The organism is Vibrio ishigakensis (genome assembly GCF_024347675.1).
In the GTDB taxonomy this organism is placed as follows: Bacteria; Pseudomonadota; Gammaproteobacteria; order Enterobacterales; family Vibrionaceae; genus Vibrio; species Vibrio ishigakensis.
The window spans coordinates 115,744-137,715 of the sequence record NZ_AP024881.1 but is presented as its reverse complement, the minus strand read 5'-3'; the positions used below and the strand labels follow the sequence as shown (position 1 = coordinate 137,715).

At 48.6% G+C, this 21,972-nt stretch carries 23 protein-coding genes; 5 read left to right on the top strand and 18 right to left on the bottom strand.

The genetic code is table 11. The annotated features are described in order from the left end of the window. Positions 1 to 21: 21 nt before the first annotated feature. Complete coding sequence (nfuA, locus tag Pcarn_RS00650) at positions 22 to 612, bottom strand: Fe-S biogenesis protein NfuA (protein ID WP_261834497.1); 591 nt, start codon at positions 610 to 612, stop codon at positions 22 to 24. Positions 613 to 722: 110 nt separating this feature from the next. Then, complete coding sequence (locus tag Pcarn_RS22150) at positions 723 to 938, bottom strand: ComF family protein (protein WP_390904477.1); 216 nt, start codon at positions 936 to 938, stop codon at positions 723 to 725. A gap of 569 nt (positions 939 to 1,507) precedes the next feature. On the opposite strand from Pcarn_RS22150, the gene bioH reads away from it, so the two are divergent. Then, positions 1,508 to 2,314, top strand: coding sequence for a pimeloyl-ACP methyl ester esterase BioH (gene bioH / locus Pcarn_RS00645; protein ID WP_261834496.1), 807 nt, complete (start codon positions 1,508 to 1,510; stop codon positions 2,312 to 2,314). Here bioH and cysQ read toward each other — a convergent pair. The 14 genes from cysQ to gspC all read right to left on the bottom strand — a co-directional run bounded on the left by cysQ (position 2,265) and on the right by gspC (position 14,997). Next, positions 2,265 to 3,083 (bottom strand): 3'(2'),5'-bisphosphate nucleotidase CysQ, encoded by an 819-nt coding sequence (gene cysQ / locus Pcarn_RS00640; RefSeq protein ID WP_261834495.1) that lies wholly within the window; start codon positions 3,081 to 3,083, stop codon positions 2,265 to 2,267. The genes bioH and cysQ overlap by 50 nt on opposite strands. 1 nt (position 3,084) lies before the next feature. After that, entirely contained in the window at positions 3,085 to 3,639 is a 555-nt protein-coding gene (gene nudE, locus Pcarn_RS00635) for an ADP compounds hydrolase NudE (protein ID WP_261834494.1), read from the bottom strand. A 65-nt stretch (positions 3,640 to 3,704) separates the two neighbouring features. Then, a complete protein-coding gene (locus Pcarn_RS00630) occupies positions 3,705 to 4,463 on the bottom strand; it encodes a type II secretion system protein N (RefSeq protein WP_261835620.1) in 759 nt (252 codons plus the stop codon). A 6-nt stretch (positions 4,464 to 4,469) separates the two neighbouring features. Next, the gene (locus tag Pcarn_RS00625) at positions 4,470 to 4,970 is read right to left on the bottom strand and encodes a type II secretion system protein M (protein WP_261834493.1); all 501 of its coding nucleotides are present in this window, start codon (positions 4,968 to 4,970) and stop codon (positions 4,470 to 4,472) included. After that, positions 4,970 to 6,220, bottom strand: a complete 1,251-nt coding sequence (gspL, locus tag Pcarn_RS00620; protein WP_261834492.1) for a type II secretion system protein GspL — start codon at positions 6,218 to 6,220, stop codon at positions 4,970 to 4,972. Before gspL ends, Pcarn_RS00625 begins: the two co-directional genes overlap by 1 nt. After that, positions 6,189 to 7,220 (bottom strand): type II secretion system minor pseudopilin GspK, encoded by a 1,032-nt coding sequence (gene gspK / locus Pcarn_RS00615; protein WP_261834491.1) that lies wholly within the window; start codon positions 7,218 to 7,220, stop codon positions 6,189 to 6,191. The genes gspL and gspK overlap by 32 nt, the downstream gene beginning before the upstream one ends. Next, complete coding sequence (gene gspJ, locus Pcarn_RS00610; RefSeq protein WP_261834490.1) at positions 7,201 to 7,836, bottom strand: type II secretion system minor pseudopilin GspJ; 636 nt, start codon at positions 7,834 to 7,836, stop codon at positions 7,201 to 7,203. Before gspJ ends, gspK begins: the two co-directional genes overlap by 20 nt. Next, entirely contained in the window at positions 7,823 to 8,182 is a 360-nt protein-coding gene (gene gspI, locus Pcarn_RS00605) for a type II secretion system minor pseudopilin GspI (RefSeq protein WP_261834489.1), read from the bottom strand. Before gspI ends, gspJ begins: the two co-directional genes overlap by 14 nt. Beyond that, positions 8,166 to 8,783: a type II secretion system minor pseudopilin GspH gene (gene gspH / locus Pcarn_RS00600; RefSeq protein WP_261834488.1), complete on the bottom strand. Its 618-nt coding sequence runs from the start codon at positions 8,781 to 8,783 to the stop codon at positions 8,166 to 8,168. The genes gspI and gspH overlap by 17 nt, the downstream gene beginning before the upstream one ends. Before the next feature lie 11 nt (positions 8,784 to 8,794). Beyond that, entirely contained in the window at positions 8,795 to 9,238 is a 444-nt protein-coding gene (gspG, locus tag Pcarn_RS00595; RefSeq protein WP_261834487.1) for a type II secretion system major pseudopilin GspG, read from the bottom strand. 20 nt (positions 9,239 to 9,258) lie between these two features. Further along, the gene (gene gspF, locus Pcarn_RS00590) at positions 9,259 to 10,476 is read right to left on the bottom strand and encodes a type II secretion system inner membrane protein GspF (RefSeq protein WP_261834486.1); all 1,218 of its coding nucleotides are present in this window, start codon (positions 10,474 to 10,476) and stop codon (positions 9,259 to 9,261) included. Then, positions 10,476 to 11,975 (bottom strand): type II secretion system ATPase GspE, encoded by a 1,500-nt coding sequence (gene gspE, locus Pcarn_RS00585; protein ID WP_261834485.1) that lies wholly within the window; start codon positions 11,973 to 11,975, stop codon positions 10,476 to 10,478. Before gspE ends, gspF begins: the two co-directional genes overlap by 1 nt. After that, positions 11,975 to 14,008 carry a type II secretion system secretin GspD gene (gspD, locus tag Pcarn_RS00580; protein WP_261834484.1) on the bottom strand — a complete coding sequence of 678 codons (2,034 nt, stop codon included), beginning with the start codon at positions 14,006 to 14,008 and terminating at the stop codon, positions 11,975 to 11,977. The genes gspE and gspD overlap by 1 nt, the downstream gene beginning before the upstream one ends. 83 nt (positions 14,009 to 14,091) lie before the next feature. Further along, complete coding sequence (gspC, locus tag Pcarn_RS00575) at positions 14,092 to 14,997, bottom strand: type II secretion system protein GspC (protein ID WP_261834483.1); 906 nt, start codon at positions 14,995 to 14,997, stop codon at positions 14,092 to 14,094. 280 nt (positions 14,998 to 15,277) lie between these two features. Here gspC and hslR point away from each other — a divergent pair, with 280 nt between their 5' ends. The 4 genes from hslR (at position 15,278) to Pcarn_RS00555 (ending at position 20,508) form a co-directional block, all read left to right on the top strand. Next, positions 15,278 to 15,664 carry a ribosome-associated heat shock protein Hsp15 gene (hslR, locus tag Pcarn_RS00570; RefSeq protein ID WP_261834482.1) on the top strand — a complete coding sequence of 129 codons (387 nt, stop codon included), beginning with the start codon at positions 15,278 to 15,280 and terminating at the stop codon, positions 15,662 to 15,664. Between the two features lie 14 nt (positions 15,665 to 15,678). After that, on the top strand, positions 15,679 to 16,548 hold the full coding sequence (gene hslO / locus Pcarn_RS00565) for an Hsp33 family molecular chaperone HslO (RefSeq protein WP_261834481.1): 870 nt from the start codon (positions 15,679 to 15,681) through the stop codon (positions 16,546 to 16,548). A gap of 323 nt (positions 16,549 to 16,871) precedes the next feature. Beyond that, positions 16,872 to 18,500, top strand: a complete 1,629-nt coding sequence (pckA, locus tag Pcarn_RS00560; protein ID WP_261834480.1) for a phosphoenolpyruvate carboxykinase (ATP) — start codon at positions 16,872 to 16,874, stop codon at positions 18,498 to 18,500. A gap of 109 nt (positions 18,501 to 18,609) precedes the next feature. Continuing rightward, positions 18,610 to 20,508, top strand: coding sequence for an AsmA family protein (locus Pcarn_RS00555; protein WP_261834479.1), 1,899 nt, complete (start codon positions 18,610 to 18,612; stop codon positions 20,506 to 20,508). A gap of 10 nt (positions 20,509 to 20,518) precedes the next feature. Here the strand turns inward: Pcarn_RS00555 and Pcarn_RS00550 are convergent, their stop codons facing one another. Further along, the gene (locus Pcarn_RS00550) at positions 20,519 to 21,442 is read right to left on the bottom strand and encodes a bifunctional GNAT family N-acetyltransferase/hotdog fold thioesterase (protein ID WP_261834478.1); all 924 of its coding nucleotides are present in this window, start codon (positions 21,440 to 21,442) and stop codon (positions 20,519 to 20,521) included. A gap of 31 nt (positions 21,443 to 21,473) precedes the next feature. Continuing rightward, complete coding sequence (dtd, locus tag Pcarn_RS00545; protein WP_261834477.1) at positions 21,474 to 21,908, bottom strand: D-aminoacyl-tRNA deacylase; 435 nt, start codon at positions 21,906 to 21,908, stop codon at positions 21,474 to 21,476. Between the last annotated feature and the right edge of the window lie 64 nt (positions 21,909 to 21,972).

Here is a 21,972-nt window from a genome sequence, read left to right as displayed (position 1 = left end):
CCTTTTCTTTAATTCATATTCTTACTTATAGTAAGAGTGAGCGCCTTGCTCGTGCTCAGTAGCATCTTTAACGCCATTCAGTTCACCAGCAAACTCTTGTAGAAGTTGCTTCTCGATACCGTCCTTTAGGGTAACGTCTACCATAGAACAGCCGTTACAACCACCACCGAACTGAACCAGAGCGATGTTGTCATCCGTGATCTTAACAAGGTTGAGGTGACCACCGTGGCTTGCTAGCTGTGGGTTAACCTGAGTTTGGATAACATACTCTACACGCTCGATAAGCGGTGCATCGTCAGAAACCTTACGCATCTTAGCGTTTGGCGCCTTAAGAGTTAGCTGAGAGCCCATTTTGTCGGTGACATAATCGATCTCTGCATCCTCAAGGAAAGGAAGGCTCAACTCGTCAACATAGGCTGAAAACGCTTCGAACTTCATCTCAGTATCGGTAGCTTCTACCGCTTCTGGTGGACAGTAAGAAACACCACATTCAGCACTTGGCGTACCCGGATTTACCACGAACACGCGAATGTTAGTTCCTTCAGCCTGCTGGCCGAGTAGGTTAGCGAAGTGCGATTGAGCACTTTCGGTAATAGTAATAGTATTTGACACAACAATACCCGAGTAATTCTGTAGGTTATTTTTCGTTACTATACTCCGAACCAGACTCAATTCCAATAATTTCGTAATATCGCCATCAAAACTTGCCAGACACATCAGACTCAACCTCGAGACGCTCTGCACAAGCAATATATCTCTATCTCTTCTACTCCTATTTGTCGCAGAAGCTTGCAGATTTCTCCGACCGTTGAGCCCGTTGTCACCACATCATCGACTATGGCAACACGATGATACCTTTGCATCTCAGCCAAACGGGCGGGGTTAATCTGAAAAGCATTATTGAGGTTTTTCAGACGTTTACTTCTATCTAATTCCATCTGCATCTTGGTATGCCGAGTTCGTACTAGAACATCCGGTAGGTAATGGATACCGAGTCCTTGAGAAAGGTAATAGGCAAGATAATGACTCTGATTGAAGCCTCGCCAAACTAAGCGTCGCCAATGGGTAGGAACGGATAAGAGTAATGGTGCAGGGTCGATAATTTTTTCAGACAGTAGTTGAGCGAGAACGCGAGAATGCCAAAACTGACGAGTATATTTGATTCTCTTTACGTAATCAGAAATAGGGGCCTCATAGTCACTGACACAATAGAGCCTATCCCAAAGTACGGGATAACTAATGCACTCGCCACAGTGACTTTCCGCATTAACTTGGGGCGCACCACATCGCTTACAGCGAGATTTATTCGGGATTAGTAGCAAGCAGTCTTCACACCACACTGATTGCGAGCTTAATTTCCTATTACACAAATCACAGCGATTCCCAATCAATTGGATGATCAGCTGTCTTGCTTTGCAATGAAAGGTTTGAGTTATCACGCCATTTCCCCTACTCTGCCTCAAGCTTTTTGATTTTAAGTCTTACGGAAAGTGCTGGAGAGTGAAAGATGACTGATATGACGCAACTGCATTGGGAAACCCAAGGAAACGGCCCAGATCTAGTGCTAGTTCATGGCTGGGGTATGAATGGTGCGGTGTGGCAGCAAGTCAGCGACTATCTTTCTAAGCATTTCACTCTGCATACCGTTGACCTTCCTGGGTATGGGCATAGTCACCATAACCACTGTCAGTCCATCGAAGATATCTGCCGCTGTGTCCTAGAAAGAGCACCAAAAAAAGCAATTTGGCTTGGCTGGTCTCTGGGTGGCTTAGTATCTACCCATATTGCACTCAATCACCCTGAGCGCGTTGAACACTTAGTTACCCTTGCTAGCTCTCCAAAGTTTGCCGCAGAAGGCAGCAAGTGGCGTGGTATTGCCCCTAAGGTTCTAAAGAACTTTACCGAGCAGCTCACCGAGGACTTCAAGGGCACTATTGAACGTTTTATGGCACTGCAAGCCATGGGAAGCCCTTCGGCAAGACAGGATGTAAAACAGCTCAAAGGCGCCGTTCTATCTCGCCCTATGCCAAATCCAGACTCATTGGCTTTAGGTTTAGAACTTTTGGGTAGCTTGGACTATCGAGAGCAACTGCAAGAGCTGAAGATGCCCTTGATGCGTCTCTACGGAAGGTTAGATGGATTGGTGCCGGTTAAGGTGGCGAGTATGTTGGATGAAGCCCTTTCAGCTGAGTCGCATATATTTCATACCTCCTCCCACGCACCATTTATGAGTGAGAGAGAGGCATTCTGCGAGCTGTTAAGCGCTACTTTTTCACCAGAATCTCATGCCATGGCAGATCTTGGTCGCCAATAACAATAAAGTTTGGATTCTCTAGGGTTTCTCTGAGGTTATAAGAGAGCGGGTCTAGCTTAGTATCTAGAATCGTACCGCCCGCTTGCTCAACGATGCATTGAGTCGCCGCCGTATCCCACTCGCCAGTTGGTCCCAGCCTTAGATAACAATCTGCGCTACCTTCAGCCACTAGACAGGCCTTAAGCGCTGCCGAACCTAATGGCACTAATTCATAGTTCCACTCATTAGACATGCAGGCGGTAATACGGTTGATGTCCTGACGACGGCTGATAGCCATCGCAATATTCTGTTTAGGCAGTTCGTGCTTGTGGGTCGTAATGCGGATGCTCTCTCCCAGCTCAGGGATCTTCCAAGCACCCTTGCCCTCATAGGCATAGTAAACCACGCCAGAGACAGGCCCATACACCACGCCCATCACTGGCTTATTGTGTTCTACCAAAGCAATGATGGTAGCAAAATCACCACTGCGAGCGATAAACTCTTGAGTGCCATCTAATGGATCCACCAGCCAATAGCGCTCCCATTGCTCACGCTCCGCCAAACTAATGTCGGCGTCTTCTTCAGATAATACCGGAATGTCAGGAGTCAGCTCTGGAAGCTTCTGCATGATCAGCTTATGCGCAGCCAGATCAGCGCTGGTTACTGGGGTATCGTCTGTCTTAGTGAACTCTTCGTAATCTCGGTTTTGATAGATATCTAGGATCAGCTGTCCAGCGGAACGAGCAATATCGATAACTTCAGGAAGCAGGTGGGAAAGGTCTTGTTTCATCTTACTGCTCCTCGGCCAACAAACGCTGAGCCAACATCAAAGCACTGATGCTGCGCGCCTCGCAAAAATCGAGATGAGTAAGCAAGTCATTGGCTTGAGCCAATGGCCATTTCACTACCTCTAGTGGTTCAGGCTCATCGCCAATCAGAGACTCGGGATACAGGTCTTTTGCCAAGAACAAGGTCATTCGGCTAGAGAAATACGAAGGCGCTAGGATCACCTCTTTTAGCGGAGTGAATTGATTAGCACCGAAGCCAATCTCTTCTTTCAGCTCCCGGTTTGCAGCCTCGACTTCAGTCTCACCTTCATCGATAAGGCCCTTGGGAAAACCAAGCTCATAGCTCTCAGTACCAGCAGCATACTCACGAACTAGCAACAAATCGCCATCGGCCGTTACTGGCACTATCATCACCGCATTGCGCCCACTCGGCTTCATACGCTCATAGGTGCGCTTCTCTCCGTTCGAAAACTCTAGGTCAAGAGATTCAATACAGAACAGGCGCGAGCGAGCAACCTCTTGTTTGTCTATAATTTGGGGCTTGCGTTGTTTTGCCATCCTAGCCTCACTAATAACCGACTCTTTCAGTCACTATATGGAAAAATCCGTGTAATGAAAACCGCTTACAGTCTCCCTGAGAGCACAAACGGATAACGACCTTGTGCATCAGGATCGCCTAGCCACTTTAGTTGCTCCCCTAACCTTGGAGGAAACTCACTGCCTGGCTTGAACCAAGCGTCTAAGTCATAGGTAAAGTTGGACTCTAACTTGGCGGTAAATGCTCCTGAAACCTGATCATTTTCTTGATTGCCTTTTGCCGACAACACGTTGTTTTCACAGCTCAAATCTGAGATCACAGTGCCTAGGTCTAGATTACCCAGAGGAGAACTCACTTCGCCTCGGTTTAGCACTAGACTGCCTTCAGCTGACTGGCACCAAGGCTGGGCATAGGTGTAATTTTTGATCATCAATTCAAGGTCACCAGTGGCATCCACAGGCGCAGGGACATTGACCTGCTCCATCACCTTAGCAACAGGAATAGAAGCGAGAAGGTTTTCAGCATAGGGGCCAGAGAAGCCGTAGCCGACGATGCCGCGCCCAGTCAGCCCAAGCTCACTGTTGCGGCCAAAACGAACATTAAGCTCAGCCTTACCAGTAAAGAGTTTAAATACCTGAAGATCCCAGGTGATCTGTCCAAAATCATATTGTTGGAACGAGACCTTTTGCGCACGCCCCTGCCAGAGAGAACCCTGCACGCCAGAGATGTTTAGGCCTCGAATAGTCGGTAGGTTATCTACGACAAACTTCGCAGGAAGATGCACCACTACACTGGTAACAAATACACTCAGCAGCAAAAAGCCGTAAAGGAAGATTTTCTTGATACTCACCTAGCCGCCTACCTTCTCAAACTGCAAACGCTTCACCTCGACTATGCCGGGTTTGTCGGTTTCATTGATATCTAAGAATGCTACATCCACACCTTGTTGCTGACGCAGATAAATAAGCCAATTAATCAATGAGTTAAATGCTACTGGTTGAACCCAAACCTGAACCATGTCATCTCGTGGCTGCAGACGCACCAACTCAACGTTGTAGTTACTGCTTGAGGTAGACAGTAGCTGGTTAAGAGGTAGTGATGAGATATTTGGCGCACTGCTGGTCTTACGCAACGCGGTAATGGTATCCGCTTCGTTCTTCACCCAGCTGAGCAGTTGTTTTTCAGAGGCTAAACGCGTCTGAGCCATCTCACTCTTCTGTTGTAGTGGCTGAACGCCTCCCCAATAGAAAGCGGCCACAAATGCGAAACCCAGAGCAATAATTAGCATGCGCTGCTCACGCAAGCTAATGCCATTCCAGTAACTTAGAATTTGCTGTTTTAAACCCTGCATTATTTCACCTTCAATACATAGCTACTGCTAACCAGTTCGCCATTTCGGTTAATCTGCCCTTGCTCTACAGCAAACTTCTCAGAAAGCGCAACACGGATCTTCTCAAAGGTCTCGAAGTCATTGGCTTGAGCTTGAATTCGGAGCTCTTCACGATTGCTGTCGTATTTGATGCTCTGAACTTTAACGTTTCTATTGTCTTTCAGAGCCGTCTGTACCTGCACCAACCAAGTCAGCACGGGCGCATCCACGGTATCACCGCTCAAGCGAGCCGATTCATCACTCATCTGGCGCTTTAGATAGCTCACAGTAGGAATACGACGTTTATCAGGGAACACAGCACGGAATATACGCTCACTCTCAGCGCGGTAAGCGGCGGCCTGCTCTTCAATCTGATTCACGTGCATAAAGGTCTTAACCGAGAACATGGCTAGCAAAATAGCCGCAGCAATAGCCGGAACTCGCCATAGCTTAATGTTCTTAAGCCATGAGGATTGACGCTTGAACTCTCCACTCAATAGCGTCACTGACGAGAGCTGAGCATATTTAGCCAACATCTGCATAGGCAGTTCGCGCTCAAGCTGCCTGCACTCAAGGCCCTCTTGCTCTAGCAAGGCTTCAGGAATTGTATCGAAGCAGTCCACAACCAGAGATTTAGCTTCTTCCTGTTCCTCTTCGTCACTTTCATTATTTGCTGCAACGAAAGGCGCCATCTTGCTTGCTACAGGTAACAAAGACTGTTGAATACTAAAGCCTGAAAACTCGTGATGTCTCACCAAAAAATGGTCTGCAAAGGGCAATATGGTGATATCGGAGTCGATGTTTGGCAGAACCAACACGTCAGGGACAATGCGATTTAGCTCGATCCCCGCCTGCTCAAAGCTTTCCACACACGAGGCTAGATAGTCTCTGTCTACTGCAGCAGTCCAAGCGGTATCACTGGTTTGCTTCAGAATAGAAAAGTGCAACTCATCTACGTCCTGTGCAACATCTTCCTCTAACAAGAAAGGTAACATGGTGGAGAGTTGTCTTGATGCACCCGCAGGCACCTCTACCTCTCGCAGAATCACATCACGACTATCCAATAACAAAATTGTGCGACGCTCTTGCGCATACTGCGTAAGGGACGACAGGTCATCCAGGCTGGTGATCTCACCGCTGGCAATGATCTCTTGCTGTGTAGCGGACCACACCAGCCAAGGGATCTCATCCGAACTGTTTCTACTCAGCCGAACTGTCAGGACTTCGCTCACTTATTCCTCCAAACCGTCGGCGTACAACCCGAGCTTCATCTTCATTCTCACTATGCAACAAACTACGAAGGCGAACCCTAGAGTCTTGCACATAAATTTCTGCATCCAATTCAAAATATCGGCTATCCACCGATAGGTATTGCTTGGCGTTATCTCTGACCGTGGCATCAATAGCATTAATGGCCGGCTCAGCGAGAAACTCATCTATGTTCTCCCAGCCATCATACGGTCGGTCTTCTAAAATCTGTTTTGCTTGGTCATCGCTGATAGCCTCCTGAAACAGGGCGACCAGTATCTTGCTCTGCCACACGCGGATGGTATTCACATTGATGCGCAGATCATCGGTCGGTATCGCACAGGCAAGCCATGAGATACGGCGCATTCCAGCGGCATCCATCTGATACACACTACGTAGCTCGCTGATATCTGCAATCAAGCCATTCGACGCCATATACGCTGGAGACAGCCCCTCATAGGTGGCATCTTCAACACCTGTCTGTGTGGTCACGCCATCGTTGCTATCTAGGTATTCCCATGTAGAGTCTGCAATCACCTCGGCTTGATAACTCTCGATGCCGACCTCTTCTAACAGTGTACGCCAAACTCCGAGTAGATATGGACGCGAGCTGGACGTTGGGTCGATTTGCACATTAGCCAGGGCGTTTACGTTAAAACACGCCTGCATATCTCGGATAACACCCTTGGCTTCACCGTTCTCCAATGGATAAACCTGCTCATCCAAAGCCCAAGCTTGGCTCAGGTTAACCGTATCGCTGTCGTCTAGGCTCTCATTGATGCCATATTTTGCCAGCGCTTCAACGCCTATTGCGTACCAATACGCTTGTTGGTTACTCACCTGACTGGTTGCTCTGTCCACGCCAAGCACCAAGCGCTCTGACATAGTAGCGGCAATGGCGGTCATCACAGCAAGCAGCAACAACACCACTAATAGGGCAACACCCTTTTGTTTGCGGATAGGTCTATTGCGGTTCATCTTCATTCACCCGCTCCAGTTGTCCATCCGCTGTGAGATAGATACGCTCTATCTCACCGTAATCTTTTAATTCAAGGTTGACGGCAATCGCCTTGGGCAACTTATCCGTCTCGTCCCACTCTTGGGACCACCCCTCACCGTTATAAAAACGTAGGTCGAAGGATTCCACACTATCCAGCACTGGGGTTATCACCCCTTGCTGGCCCGTTGGGGTATCCGGATAACGCCACCAGACACGCTCCAAGCGGTTATCTCTAACCCGATAACCAACCTTGGTAATCTCCCCTCGAGGGAATTGCTGCTGCGGATTAATCCAGCCTAGACGAGTAAACAACACACCTTTTTCATCTGAGTCGAGCAGATTGTCTTGCCAATAGAGAAGCCTCTCACCGGCCTCTTGGCCATCGTTGCGAAAGCGTCTTATCGCTATCTGCCTAAAGTCACTATCTAAGTAAACCAACGCGGTTTGCAGCTGCTGCAGGCGTGCCAACTTCTGCTGAGATTGTTCGTTGCTGAGCTGAGTCTGAAAAACTACCTGATAAGCAGCAATACTCAGGGCTGCAAACACAGCGATCGCCACCAGCACCTCAATCAGGGTGAAACCCTTATTATTGCGGGACATAGCTTCTCACCGTCACTAGTGGGCTCTTCATGTCTTCGTTCTCAGCAACGCTGACATCGATAGCTCTCAAATAGCTGTTGGCCGTTGCCACCGGTACCGCTTGCCAATACCAAGTTTTGCCAGCCAACTCACTGCTTCCCTTCTTGGTGGTAGTGATAGGGTCAGAGAGCATCACCATCGCCATCTGATTATCTGCCACCATACCGGCAAAGGTTTTTTGCTCCAGATACCCAATACTGTTGATGTGTTGGGTCACCGCACGGATCACGCTGATGGAGGCGGTGGCGAAGATAGCTAAGGCAATTAATACCTCTAGCAGAGTCATACCGCTATTGCGCTTCTTCATCGTCTAATGCCTCCCCCGGTGCTAGGAGCCTAAAGGTGCCGTTTTCAAGGGCAAGCACACGCCAATTCAGGTCACCCATAGCCGTGTTGCTTGGATGAATAAACACCTCAAACGGGGTCAATTCACCGCTTGAAAGAATAAACACCTGAGGTGGGCGCTCTTCATCTTTCTTTTCTACATCGGCAAACATCTCTTCATCGAACAGAGATCCTTGCTCAAACAAGCTTTCTTTTTGTCCCCAGACACCACCACCTAGCTCGAAACCGAGAGAAACACCGTCTTCTAATTCAGTTTCCGCCGGTATACGCCTGTGCTCAAGGGGTTGCCATCCATCCTTGCCGAGTCGAAGCAACACATATTTGTTGTTAGGCTCTTCAAACCTGACTCCGATATCCCAGCCATTTAGGATGGCATCTTGATGCAAAAGGGTTAAACGCTGAAACAGTTGCTGCGCTCGGGTATGAGCGGCATCGTCCTTATTGGTCGGCAATGTCACTACCACTGCTACAGAACTAACAGCCACTAAAACCATAATCAGCATGACTTCGAGTAAGGTGAAGCCACGCTGATTGCGTTTGCGCCGAGCGCTACCTTGCATCATCTAACTAGCGATTACTGGAAGTCTTGAAGGTTCCAGTTGCCGATATCAGCCGCTGCGCCTTCACCACCCTCTTGGCCATCTGAGCCTAGAGTAAATACATCGATGTTGCCGTTATCACCCGGGCTTAGGTATTGGTAGTCGTTACCCCATGGATCGCTTGGAAGACGACGGATATAGCCATCGTTGCGATAGTTACGTGGCTCAGGAGAACCGGTTGGGCGAGTCACTAGTGCGTCTAGGCCTTGGTCTGTGGTTGGGTATACACCGTTATCCAGCTTATACATATCCAGAGCATTCTCTAGCGCTACGATATCCGTAATCGCTTTCTGTTGGTCAGCTTTCTCTTTGTTACCCAATAGGTTAGGAACAACAAAGCTCGCTAGAATACCTAGGATTACAACAACTACCATTACCTCAAGTAGGGTAAAGCCGCCCTGTTTATTTCTGTACTTCATGTTTTCTCCACTCATCTGGCTTACGCGCCAGAAACTAAATTATTCAATTCAAGCAATGGCATCATGGTTGCCACCACGATAAATAGCACGATACCGGCCATAAATACGATTAGTAGGGGCTCGAACACCCCAAGGGCTAGGTTCACTGAGCCCTCAAAATCTCGGTCTTGGTTATCCGCTGCACGCGTCAGCATCTGTTCCAACTCACCAGACTGCTCACCACTGGCTATCATGTGCAGCATCATAGGCGGGAACAACTTGCTCTGTTGCAGCGAGTGACGCAGGCTCGCACCTTCACGTACTCTATCAGATGCCTCAAGCACCTGTTTCTTAAAGTATTTATTGCTCATCACGTCTGCCGCAACACGCATTCCTTCTAACAGAGGAATAGCACTGGACGAGCAGATAGCCAGTGTTCGTGAGAAGCGCGAAGTATTCAAACCTCGAGCCACACGACCCACCACAGGGATGGTCAACATCTTGTGATCCCAACTAAGGCGCATGGCTGGCTTTCGGAGCAATAACTTGGTGCCGACAATGGAAAGCACAATGGCGCTTACCAATAAGACCCCATAGTTCTGCACAAAATTACTCGCATCGAGCAAAAACTGAGTCGATGCTGGAAGCTCCTGCCCCATCTGCACAAACTGATCCACGATCTTAGGTACTACGGTGGCCAGCAAGAAACCAATAACGCCTACCGCTATTAGAGTAAGCATAATAGGATAGATCATCGCCTGTTGAAGCTTAGATTTCAGTGCTTGTCGCTTCTCGGCGTAGTCAGCCAATCTATCTAGCACCGCGTCTAGATGACCAGACTTTTCACCGGCTGCAACCATAGAGCAGAACAGGTCATCGAAGATAGCTGGGTATTCACGCATGCTGTCAGCCAAGGTATAACCCTCGACTACTTTGGCGCGCACGCTCACCAGCATTGAGCGAATTCGGGCCTTCTCGGATTGTTCGGCAACCGCGCGTAAGCATTCCTCTAGTGGCATACCTGCCTGAACTAGGGTCGAAAGCTGACGGGTCAACAGCGCCAGATCGGGTACACTGATACCTCGCTGAAAACCCTTAGATTGAGTCTTCTGCTGCTTGGCCTTGGTCTCAATGACCTCAACCGGCATCATTCCCTGCTCTTTCAGGCGTTGGCGTACCTGACGGGCATTATCGCCTTCGATAACCCCTTTTTTTTGCTTTCCTTTAGCGTCGAGCGCTTTGTACTCAAACGCCGCCATTATTCTTCCCTCGTCACTCGCATCACTTCTTCAAGGGTGGTTCTGCCGGCGCGAACCTTCATCAGACCATCTTGGCGAATACTTGGGGTAGTTTTGCGTATGTGTTGCTCGATATCCGACTCGCTGTGCTCGCCGTGGATAAGCTCTTGTACTTTCTCATCCACTACCAGAAGTTCATGGATACCGGTACGGCCGCGATAGCCCTTGTTGCCACACTTCTCACAACCATTTGGCTTATATAGAATCAGCCCTTCATCAGCCTCAAGACCAAACAGCTTCTTCTGCTCTGCATCCGCATCATAAGGAGTCTTACAGTCATTACACAGGGTTCTGACCAGGCGCTGAGCCAAGATGCCCAACAACGATGAAGAAATAAGGAAGGGTTCAATGCCCATATCACGCAGACGCGTGATGGTACCCACGGCGGTATTGGTGTGTAGGGTAGACATTACCAAGTGACCTGTAAGAGAGGCTTGCACCGCAATCTGTGCGGTCTCAAGGTCACGGATCTCACCGACCATTACTACATCTGGATCTTGACGCAGAATTGCACGCAAACCACGGGCAAAGGTCATGTCTACCTTAGGGTTTACCTGAGTTTGACCGATACCATCGATATCAAATTCGATCGGGTCTTCAACGGTCAGGATATTTCTCTCAGCGCTATTAAGCTCCTGCAGGCCAGCATACAAGGTGGTCGACTTACCCGAGCCTGTCGGACCGGTCACCAAGATGATACCGTGAGGTTTAGCGATAAGAGATTGAAAATTATTATGATTCTGCGGCGCCATACCTAGGCTATGCAGATCCAAGCGAGTGGCGTTCTTATCCAGAAGACGCATTACCACACGCTCACCGTGAGACGATGGCATAGTAGATACACGTACATCCACCGCGCGGCCACCGATAAGTAGCGAGATACGACCATCTTGAGGGACACGCTTCTCTGCAATGTCTAGCCTAGCCATAACCTTCACACGAGATACCAAAAGTGGTGCAAGCTTACGACTCGGCGCTAGAACATCACGCAACACACCATCTACGCGGAAACGGATAGAGAGGTTCTTCTCGAAGGTCTCGATATGGATATCCGAAGCACCCTCTTTGATTGCCTCACCCAACATGGCGTTGATAAGTTTGATGATAGGCGCGTCATCTTCTGCCTCGAGGAGGTCTTCGTTCTGCGGTAGCTCTTCAGCCAGCGAGAAGAAGTCGTCACTATCGGCACCGATATCTTCCATAAGCTGACGCGCTTCAGAAGAGTCGCGTTGGTAGGCCTCAGCGAGCTTGTTCTCAAAGTCCGATTTATTCAGCTCCACCAGCTCTAGGTCATGACTGGAAACTCGCGCCACCTCAAGCAAGGTGTTGGTCTCAAGTGGTGCGACAAAGAACAGCTGACTCTTATCTTGATCAGTATGAATCTCTAACACCACATTAAAGCGTTTAGCGAAGCTGAATGGTAGGCGGGTGGCACCCGCCCAAACTGCCGGGGCGTCCATTACTCTTTTTCCACTTGCTCGATGAAGGCTCTGAACTCAGGCGGACGGCTCGCATCATCACCAAACTTAGGCAGTACAGGGATTAGGTCATCGCTCATCAGTCTCAAGCCTTCCTCAGCCTTATACAGCTGTTCAGCACGGATATAGTTGTACTTGCGCTGTGTCAGACCGTCTGCCGATACACCATCGCGAATAATGGTTGGTTTAATAAACACCATCAGGTTACGTTTGCTCACCGTAGTGCTGGTCGACTTGAACAGCTGACCTAACCATGGGATATCACCTAGTAGAGGCACCTTGGATTCACTCTCATTCGATTGCTCATCAACTAGACCACCCAGCACTAGCATTTGTCCATCTTGTACCATTACCGAGGTATTTAGCTGACGCTTAGCAAAGCGCACGTCTACGGCACCATTAGCACCAAGAACATTGGAAACTTCTTGTTCAATCTTAAGCTGTACCGAGTCACCTTCGTTGATCTGAGGCACAACCTTAAGCTTGATACCTACCTCTTTACGGTCAACAGTCTGGAACGGGTTCTCGTTGTTTGAGCCTGAGGTTGAGCCTGTGATGACCGGCACCTCTTCACCTACGATAAACGACGCTTCGCCGTTATCCATTACCGTGATACTCGGAGACGATAGGATGTTTGAGTTAGAGTCGGTTGCAACGGCACTAATAAGCGCGGTCCAGTCACCCATCGCAAGGCTGATTGCAGCACCATTTACCCCACCCAGAGCTGAAGCTAGTGCGGTGTAGTCACCTGCTTCCGTGGTGGTTTCATTACGCAGGAAGTTGCCGTTCTCATCGTATACCGCTGTGGTAGTGGTAGTGTCTTGCGCTTCTTCCAAGCCAACCATTACCTGACCGATAGGTGCACCGGTATTACCGTACTGAACGATAGCACCGGTTTCTAGGTTACCCCATTGAACGCCAAGGTTGATGCCATCACCCTCAGCCATCTCTACGATAAGAGCTTCAATCAGAACCTGAGCACGACGAATATCTAGCTGAGCGATAACCTCTTTTAGCGCCTTCATAATATCTGGCGGAGCGGTCAGAACTAGGGCGTTTGTGCCCTTGTGCGCTGAGATAACTACCTCGTTGTTGCTGGCTGTTGCTGCGCCCTTGCCTGCGTTTTTCGCTTTAGCAAGGTTGTCAGAAACACCCTTAAGCACGTCCACTAGGTCTTCTGCGTTAGCATTCTTAAGATACACAACCTGGCTGTTGCCTGTGGTTGCCATCTCTTTGTCTAGCTGCTGAACCACGTTACGTAGGCGCTTACGCACCTGAGGGTCGCCGGATATCAGGATAGAGTTAGTACGCTCATCCGCTACCAGCTTAGGTTGTAGGAAAGCAGGAGTATTCTTAGCGTCTGTGGTCTTATTTAGGGCTTCTACGATTCGCACCATCTCAGCGGCAGAGGCATTCTTAAGCTCAACCACCTCAACGCTCTTATCACCGGCCTTGTCTACACGCTCGATGATCTCGGCAAGGCGGTTAACTACCGCCGCACGACCTGTGATAAGGATGATGTTGGCAGGATCGTAGTGAACCACGTTACCCGCACCGGCGTTATCGTTAAGCTGACGCAATAGAGGAGATAGTTCACGTACGGATACGTTACGTACCGCAACCACGCGAGTGATTACCGAGTCGCCTTGAACGCTCGCATCACCCACTACCGGAACTGCAGAGGTTTTTGCGTCTTTTGCTTTAATAACCTTAAGTACACCATTTTCCATCTCAACAACCGCAAAGCCGTACACTTCGAGGACATTCAAGAAGAACTGGTAATACTGTTTCTCGTTCAGAACGTCATAGCTGCGAACGTCGATCTTACCGCGTACCGATGGGTCAACTATGATGGTCTTCTCTAGGTTACGACCAACGATATTGATGAACTCACCGATATCTGTGCCCTTAAAGCTGGCACTAAATTCATTTGCGCCTTGCCCGTCGGCACTGAACGCAGGCGTGCATAGCAGGCTTCCCGCTAATAACCATGCACTCTTGCTAAACCATTTCACTTAATAACTCTCCAAAAAAACACACTCGGCATCCTATGCCTATCGCCGACTGGCTCTTTTTATTCCTAATCAACGCTATCGCGCTAAAACTGTAAATAGATATCGTAGCGTTGACCGTCTCGCTCAACCGTTAGATTCAATTCACTCAATTGGTTCAAATTCTTCCAAATCTCGCCCATGGAGGCCGGATTGGTAAGGTCTGCACCGTTCAATTCCACTGCGATGTCACCATCTTGCAGACCCACTGAATCAAACAGGGCGCGGTCTCTCCCCGGTCTTACTCGATAACCGACAAGCTTGCCGTCACGATTCACCTGAGAAAGTCGAATATATTTTAAAAACTGCTGCGGGTTTTCGGAGATGGCCGCCTTGATGGAGTCCAAATCTGAGACATCTAGCTCTGGGTTATTGCCCTGAACATTCGATTGCGGCTGAGAGCGAGCGACTTCTTGTTGCACATCACTCACGCGTTTGAATTCTAAACCCTCTAACATTAAGGTTTCATTACGCCCCTGGTTCTCAATGATTACGCGATCTTTGAGAACGTTACGTAATGTTGCGCGAGTACCATCTATCTGCTCGCCGATACCATAGGTATCCTGAGCGCCACGATTGGCGATCACCGCAAGGCTCCTCTGTGCATTACTGCTCGATACTACACCCACTAAAACCAAGTTTAGACGAGTCTTGGGCGCGTCTACGACCTCTTGTCTAACCACAGGGGCTTGCTCATCTTCCTTGCCAAACATATTGGCATCCAGCAACTGGCTCACATCCAATTGTTCTGAACCGCCACCTTGAGCAGCCACTTGGCGGTTGGATGGCGTCCAACGCTCCACACCCGAATCGGCACCCATGAACTGCCAAAACAGTAAACCGGCGATCCAAGCCGATAAAACCATAAGCAAAAGGGTTACAGCACTAGCAATCTGCGCCTGATGATTAATCAAGCCAGATAAAAATTGATTTGCTCGTTGCGAATAAGACAAAACTGCATCCCTTGACGACGAAAAAAGGGGAGTATACTTGAATAAGGCCACCTAAAAGGTTGCAATCTGGTTACGAATTCAAGTGCACACATTTCCCTTGCATATGGTTGGTAACACTAGGTAAACACTACTAAAAGTAGCAGACTAGCGTACCACATTCCGCAAGGTTTCTATGCAGATGTGCGGTAAATAGAAATCTTATCCAAGCCTTTTACTTGAAAAATGATATCTGCGTCACCATAACGCAGTCTGTACTTACATATAGAGAGCAAGAATAGATATGAGTTCCAATCCTGAGTCCGTAAGACTGGATAAATGGTTGTGGGCTGCTCGCTTTTATAAAACGCGTTCCATTGCTCGAAACATGATCGATGGCGGTAAGGTCCACTATGATGGCCAGCGTTCTAAACCGAGCAAGATAGTCGAGCTCGGCGCAACAGTAACGCTAAGACAGGGACACGTCGAAAAAACCGTGCTGATCGAGAAAATTTCTGACCAGAGACGCGGTGCACCTGAGGCTCAACTCCTATATAGCGAGACAGAGCAGAGTGTCGAAAAACGTGAGCGCCAAGCGCTAGAGCGCAAGATGCATGCGCACAACCCAAGTCCAGACCGTCGCCCGGACAAAAAACAACGTCGCGACCTGATTAAGTTTAAAAACCAATAAGCTGGAGTTTCCTAATGGAAAACAACGTGTTAAATCGCTACCTATTTGAAGATCTATCTGTTCGAGGAGAACTTGTTCAGCTGGATAAAGCTTACCAAAGCATCATTTCAAGCAAGCAATACCCGTTGCCTGTGCAAACTCTGCTTGGTGAACTGCTTGTTGCTACCACACTACTGACTGCAACCCTAAAATTTGAAGGCTCAATTACCCTTCAACTGCAAGGCGATGGCCCTGTATCTTTGGCGGTAATCAACGGCGACCACGACCAAAAGGTTCGCGGTGTTGCGCGCTTTGAAGGTAAGATCGCTGACGACGCTACCTTGCACCAAATGCTGGGCAAGGGTCACCTAGTGATCACTATTACCCCTAAAAAGGGCGAGCGCTACCAAGGCGTTGTCGGCCTTGAAGGCGACACTATCGCTGAAGTAATTGAAAACTACTTCGAGCGCTCAGAGCAGCTTAAGACCCGTCTTTGGATTCGCACTGGCGAGCACGAAGGTCAACTAAACGCTGCGGGTATGCTACTTCAGGTTGTTCCTGACGGTACGGGTAAACCAGAAGACTTTGATCACCTAGAGCAACTGACCAACACGGTTAAGAACGAAGAGCTGTTCTCTCTAGCAGCAAATGACCTGCTTTATCGCCTATACAACCAAGAAACAGTGCAGCTATTTGACCCACAACCGGTTGAATTCTTCTGTGGCTGTTCTCGTGAACGCAGCGGTGCCGCTATCGTAACTATCGATCGCGCTGAGGTGAACGACATCCTAGCGACCGAAGGTATGGTGTCTTTGCACTGTGACTACTGTGGCACAAGCTACGACTTTGACTCAGCACAAATTGAAGAATTGTTCGCTGATACGACCAAGCCAACTATGCACTAAGTCACAAAATTAGACTTTAGTCTAAGCCGGCCTTTTGGCCGGCTTTTTTATGCTCATCACCTTTCATATCCCCTTATCGTGCGTTTTCTCGCCCAGATTCACACTATTTCACGCATTTTATTATTTTTTCAGGTTTCAGATCCCGTTATGCCGAGTATTATTCATACAAATATAGGGATAAAAAATGTGAACCTTGTTGAAATATTAAACAAGAAAGACATATATAGTCTGAGTTAGAAAAGAGCGCTGACCAGAGAAAAAAACTATTATTTATCAGTTAGCTCAGAGGAATTCTTACCAAAATACCCTACAAAGGAGCACCTATGACCGTTATGGAACATGCAAAGGCTTCCGCAATCGACTTAACCCGCTACGGTATCACTGGCTCAACAGAGATAGTTCGTAACCCTAGTTACGAAATGTTATTTGCTGAGGAAACAAGTGAAACACTTCAAGGCTACGAAAGAGGTGTAGTGACAGAACTTGGCGCTGTTGCTGTCGACACCGGCATTTTTACTGGTCGTTCACCAAAGGATAAGTTCATCGTTAACGATGAAACTACCAAAGAGAATATGTGGTGGACCACAGACACAGTCAAAAATGACAACAAGCCGATTAACCAAGAGGTTTGGAATGACCTTAAGCAGCTAGTAACCACTCAGCTTTCAGACAAACGTCTGTTTGTTATCGATGGTTACTGTGGTGCTAACCCCGACACCCGTCTAGCGGTGCGTATCATCACTGAGGTAGCTTGGCAGGCTCACTTCGTGAAGAATATGTTTATCCGCCCAAGCGAAGAAGAGCTCACCTCCTTCGAGCCTGACTTTGTGGTAATGAATGGCGCTAAATGCACTAACAGCAAGTGGGAAGAGCACGGCCTAAACTCTGAGAACTTCACCGTATTTAACCTAACCGAGAAGATGCAGCTCATTGGCGGTACTTGGTATGGCGGTGAGATGAAGAAGGGTATGTTCGCTATGATGAACTACTTCCTTCCGCTGAAAGGCATCGCATCTATGCACTGCTCAGCAAATATGGGAGAAAAAGGCGATGTAGCTATCTTCTTTGGCCTATCGGGCACAGGTAAGACAACCCTATCAACCGACCCTAAACGCGCACTGATTGGTGATGATGAGCACGGCTGGGACGACGATGGTGTATTTAACTACGAAGGTGGTTGCTACGCTAAGACCATCAAGCTATCCAAAGAAGCTGAGCCTGACATCTACAATGCTATCCGCCGTGATGCACTACTAGAGAATGTAACCGTGCGCGGTGACGGCTCTATCGACTTCGACGATGGCTCTAAGACTGAGAACACCCGTGTTTCTTATCCGTTGCACCATATCGAGAATATCGTTAAACCAGTATCTAAGGGCGGTCATGCGAACAAGGTGATCTTCCTATCTGCTGACGCATTTGGCGTACTTCCTCCAGTAGCCAAGCTAACCCCAGAGCAGACTAAGTATCACTTCCTATCCGGCTTTACCGCTAAGCTGGCGGGTACTGAGCGTGGCATCACTGAGCCAACGCCTACCTTCTCAGCTTGTTTCGGTGCGGCTTTCCTAACCCTGCATCCAACCAAGTATGCTGAGGTATTGGTTAAGCGTATGGAAGAAGCAGGTGCAGAAGCCTACCTAGTGAATACTGGCTGGAACGGCACAGGTAAGCGTATCTCTATCCAAGATACTCGCGCCATTATCGATGCCATCCTAGACGGCTCTATCGAGAAGGCAGGCACTAAGTCTATCCCTGTGTTCAATCTAGAAGTACCAACGGCTCTACCGAACGTAAACCCAGAGATCCTAGACCCTAGAGACACCTATGTTGACCCACTGCAGTGGGAAAGCAAGGCGAAAGACCTGGCGGAGCGCTTTATAAATAACTTTGAGAAGTACACAGACAACGACGAAGGTAAATCCCTAGTCGCGGCTGGTCCTCAAGTAGACTAAGCAAAACCTTTCCTCTCTTGGCCCCTGTTCTGCAGGGGCTTTTTTGTTGATAAACAATAAGATATAGGTCATCTTTAAGGTTCGAGCTCGCAAAGGAACGACAGGCGCTATGAAGGCAGTGTTAAAACTTAGTATTGGTGTTGTGCTGATATTAGCCTTGTCTATCGCCTTACTGTTGGGCCTGCTCAGTACTCCCTACTCTTCTTGGGTCACCGACAAACTGGTGCAGCACCTAGCTCCAGAAGAGCTTTACATTCAAGACGCTCGCTTTGGATTTCCCGACCGCTTTGAGCTAAAACAGCTGGTTGTCTCTCGCCCATCAGGTCCAGCCATCACCGTAGACAGCACCCGCCTAGTGCTTGACCTTAACTGGAACAATCCACTTCAACCTCTCTATATCAAGCGTGCCACGCTAGATGGCATGAATGTACCAACGGGTATAGGTAAACCCGAGCGCTTGACGAAATGGCTAAAAACTTGGCACCCAGAGTCTATCCATGTGAAGCATATGGATTTTGCCAACAAAGACTTCGTTGCTCGTGGATTTGAGTTTGTATACACCCCAAGTGGAGAGTCTCAAGCCGATACCCTCAAGGGTTACTTCTCTGATGGCTATCTCTCGGCTGCCGGCGATCAGCTTTATTGGAAAGGTGAGGCCTTTAACGAATTCAGGCTGAGAGCAAACCTTGCCCCTAATCTAGTACAGCTCGATCAGCTCGATTTCACGTGGCGTGGCGGTGACGTACAGCTAATTGCAGAGAAGAAAGATAAAAGCTGGACAATAAACGACATCCTAATCAATCACCTGCGTCTGGGCCGATCGGATATTTCGCCTCAGGTGCACAGTGCTAGCCAAGATATACTCTCAAGCATCCGCCTTATTGAGCATGCAAAAACCTATCAATCGAGCTGGGACAATAGTGATTGGCAGCTAAGCCAAGCCAATATAGAACTGGCCAACTGGAAGCCCCAACAAGGTATTTGGGAGCAAGAGGCTCAGGTTACCTTATCTGCGGAAAGCCTTATCCAAGGCAACACTCGATTGCTAGAACCTCAGCTTGAGATAGAGTTACGCCCACAAGATATTCTAGTGAACAACCTCGAGTTCCTATTTGAGCAAGGCAAGATCGAGCTAAGCGGTGAACTCTATCCAGACCAGCTCAACCTCGACAAGCTTTCTATCTCTAACCTTGAATGGGTTCAGGAAGAAGACAACCTTCAGCAAAAACTGATCTCTCAGTTAAACCGCTATAGTGATATATCTATCGACCAACTGGCTATCACCCGCTCTCAGATCATCTCTCTAGGGGAAAAATCTTGGCAGGTGTCTAATCTCAATGCGCAAGGTACGGACCTAGTGCTCAAGGACTCAAACCAATGGGCGTTATGGAATGGCAACCTTTCTGCAAGTGCCAACAGCCTATCGCTACTAGGTAAAAACTCTCTCAAGCCCTATGTCGAGATGCAAAGCAAGCAGGGACACTGGAAGGTCAACGAGCTGTTTATTCCTATTCAAGAGGGGCTGATTGAGGCTAACGGAGAGATAAACCTTTCACGCACCAGTAAGCCTTGGGCCTTAAATATCAAGGCATACGGATTGCCTTTGGATACCTTCACCCCTTCCCTGCATCTAGCTATTGGTTGGTACGGACTTGCGGATCTCGACCTTAATCTAAAGGGGTTAGCCGGTGATGACCTGATGCTGAAGCGCAGTCTGGATGGTAAGGCAAAGATCTCTGCTCATGATGTCAGGGTACAGCTACCTTTCGATGAGCCAGTGCTGCATCCATTGATTATCCCAGAGATAAATCTCAGCGCACGCCGTGGACACATAGATGTGCCAAACATCAGCATCATCAGCGAAGACCTCACCGGTGAGGTCTCGGGCAGTATAGATATGGCCGCGCCAGAGCAGAGCCAGCTTGCGGTGACTCTGTCTAATGAATGTATGAGCCTGAAGAAATCGTTACCTAAGGGTCGTAGCCAGCTCACCTATCAGTGTGACTAGACCTGCATTATTAGACACTAAGGTTCTCGTTCGCCTTACTGTGAGGCAGAAGCACATAGGTACCGGTAAACTCTACCGCTTCTAGATCGCCACTGTAGATGTGTACCTTGATTATAATGCGTGCACGTCGACCACCCTCCAGCCTATCCAAATCACCACTGATACCATCTAGTGAGGTAGTCGCGGTGGGACTCTCTTTAACTGGGTGTCGATAACGAATATTGCTGTCAGCAAGCACGATATCGGCATGCAGATTGCGCTCTTTCATCAAAAGCCAGGTCATGCCCCAGCCAGTCAGGGTAGCGAGAGTAAAGGCCGAACCTGCAAACATGGTATTGTGCGGGTTGAGGTTAGGGTTTAGCTGAGCAACACATTCAAACTTATAGCCGGTGTACTGGTTTATCTTGATACCCATCTTGTCACTGATAGGGATCTGCTCTTCCCAACGGGTCTGTAGCTCGTTGCACCAATCTGGACGGCGCAATACATTCGCCATAGGGTCGATAGCCTTTACCATCTGCTGATGGCGGATAGGCCCACGCTCGTCGCTAAGCTCTCCTTGGCTTTCAAAACCGTTGTTACGATAGAACTCGATAGCATCCTGACGGGCGTTACACACCAGACGCTTCACGCCTTCTTGCCTTGCTAGAGACTCCAAGGCTACCAGTATCAGCGAACCGACACCCTTACTACGTCGGTTCTTTTTCACCGCCATAAAGCGGATCTGTCCATCATCATCGGCGGTAATATACAGACGGCCGATGGCGATAGGACGACCTCGGCTATCGACTATCATCCTATGATGGCTAAGCTCATCATATTCATCTCGCTCCGAACCACGCGGCCTTTGCCAAGGTTCACGCAACATCTGCCAGCGAAAGTGAAAATACTTTTCTAACTGATTCTCGGTTCTTGGAGTAATTAGTTTAAACATAAGATGTTGAATTCCTTTTCAATTCTTAGCTCTACACCTGGAGCCAGAAAGTGACAGGCCCATCGTTTACAAGGGAAACCTTCATATCTGCCGCAAATCGTCCACGTTCGGTAGGGAGCACCTCGGCGCAGCGGTCAGAAAAATATTCATATAGACGCTCAGCATCGGCTGGAGTTGCGCCTTTAGAGAAACCTGCACGAGTGCCTTTCTTGGTATCAGCAGGAAGAGTAAACTGAGATACCACCAACACGCTACCATCGACCTGTTTCACGTTTAGGTTCATCTTATCTTCTTCATCAGAAAAGACTCTATAGGTGGTCACTCGTTCCATTAGGCGCTTGGCTTTCGCTTCGTCGTCTCCCTTTTCGACACCAAGAAGGACCAAAAGTCCCTTATTTATTTCGCCTACGATCTCGCCATCAACCTTCACGCTGGCTTCGCTCACTCTCTGGATCAGTGCTATCACTTGGACCTAACCTTTTTCTCATCAATAACTGCTGGTAGTGCAGGAACCAATCCAGGCTAAAGGG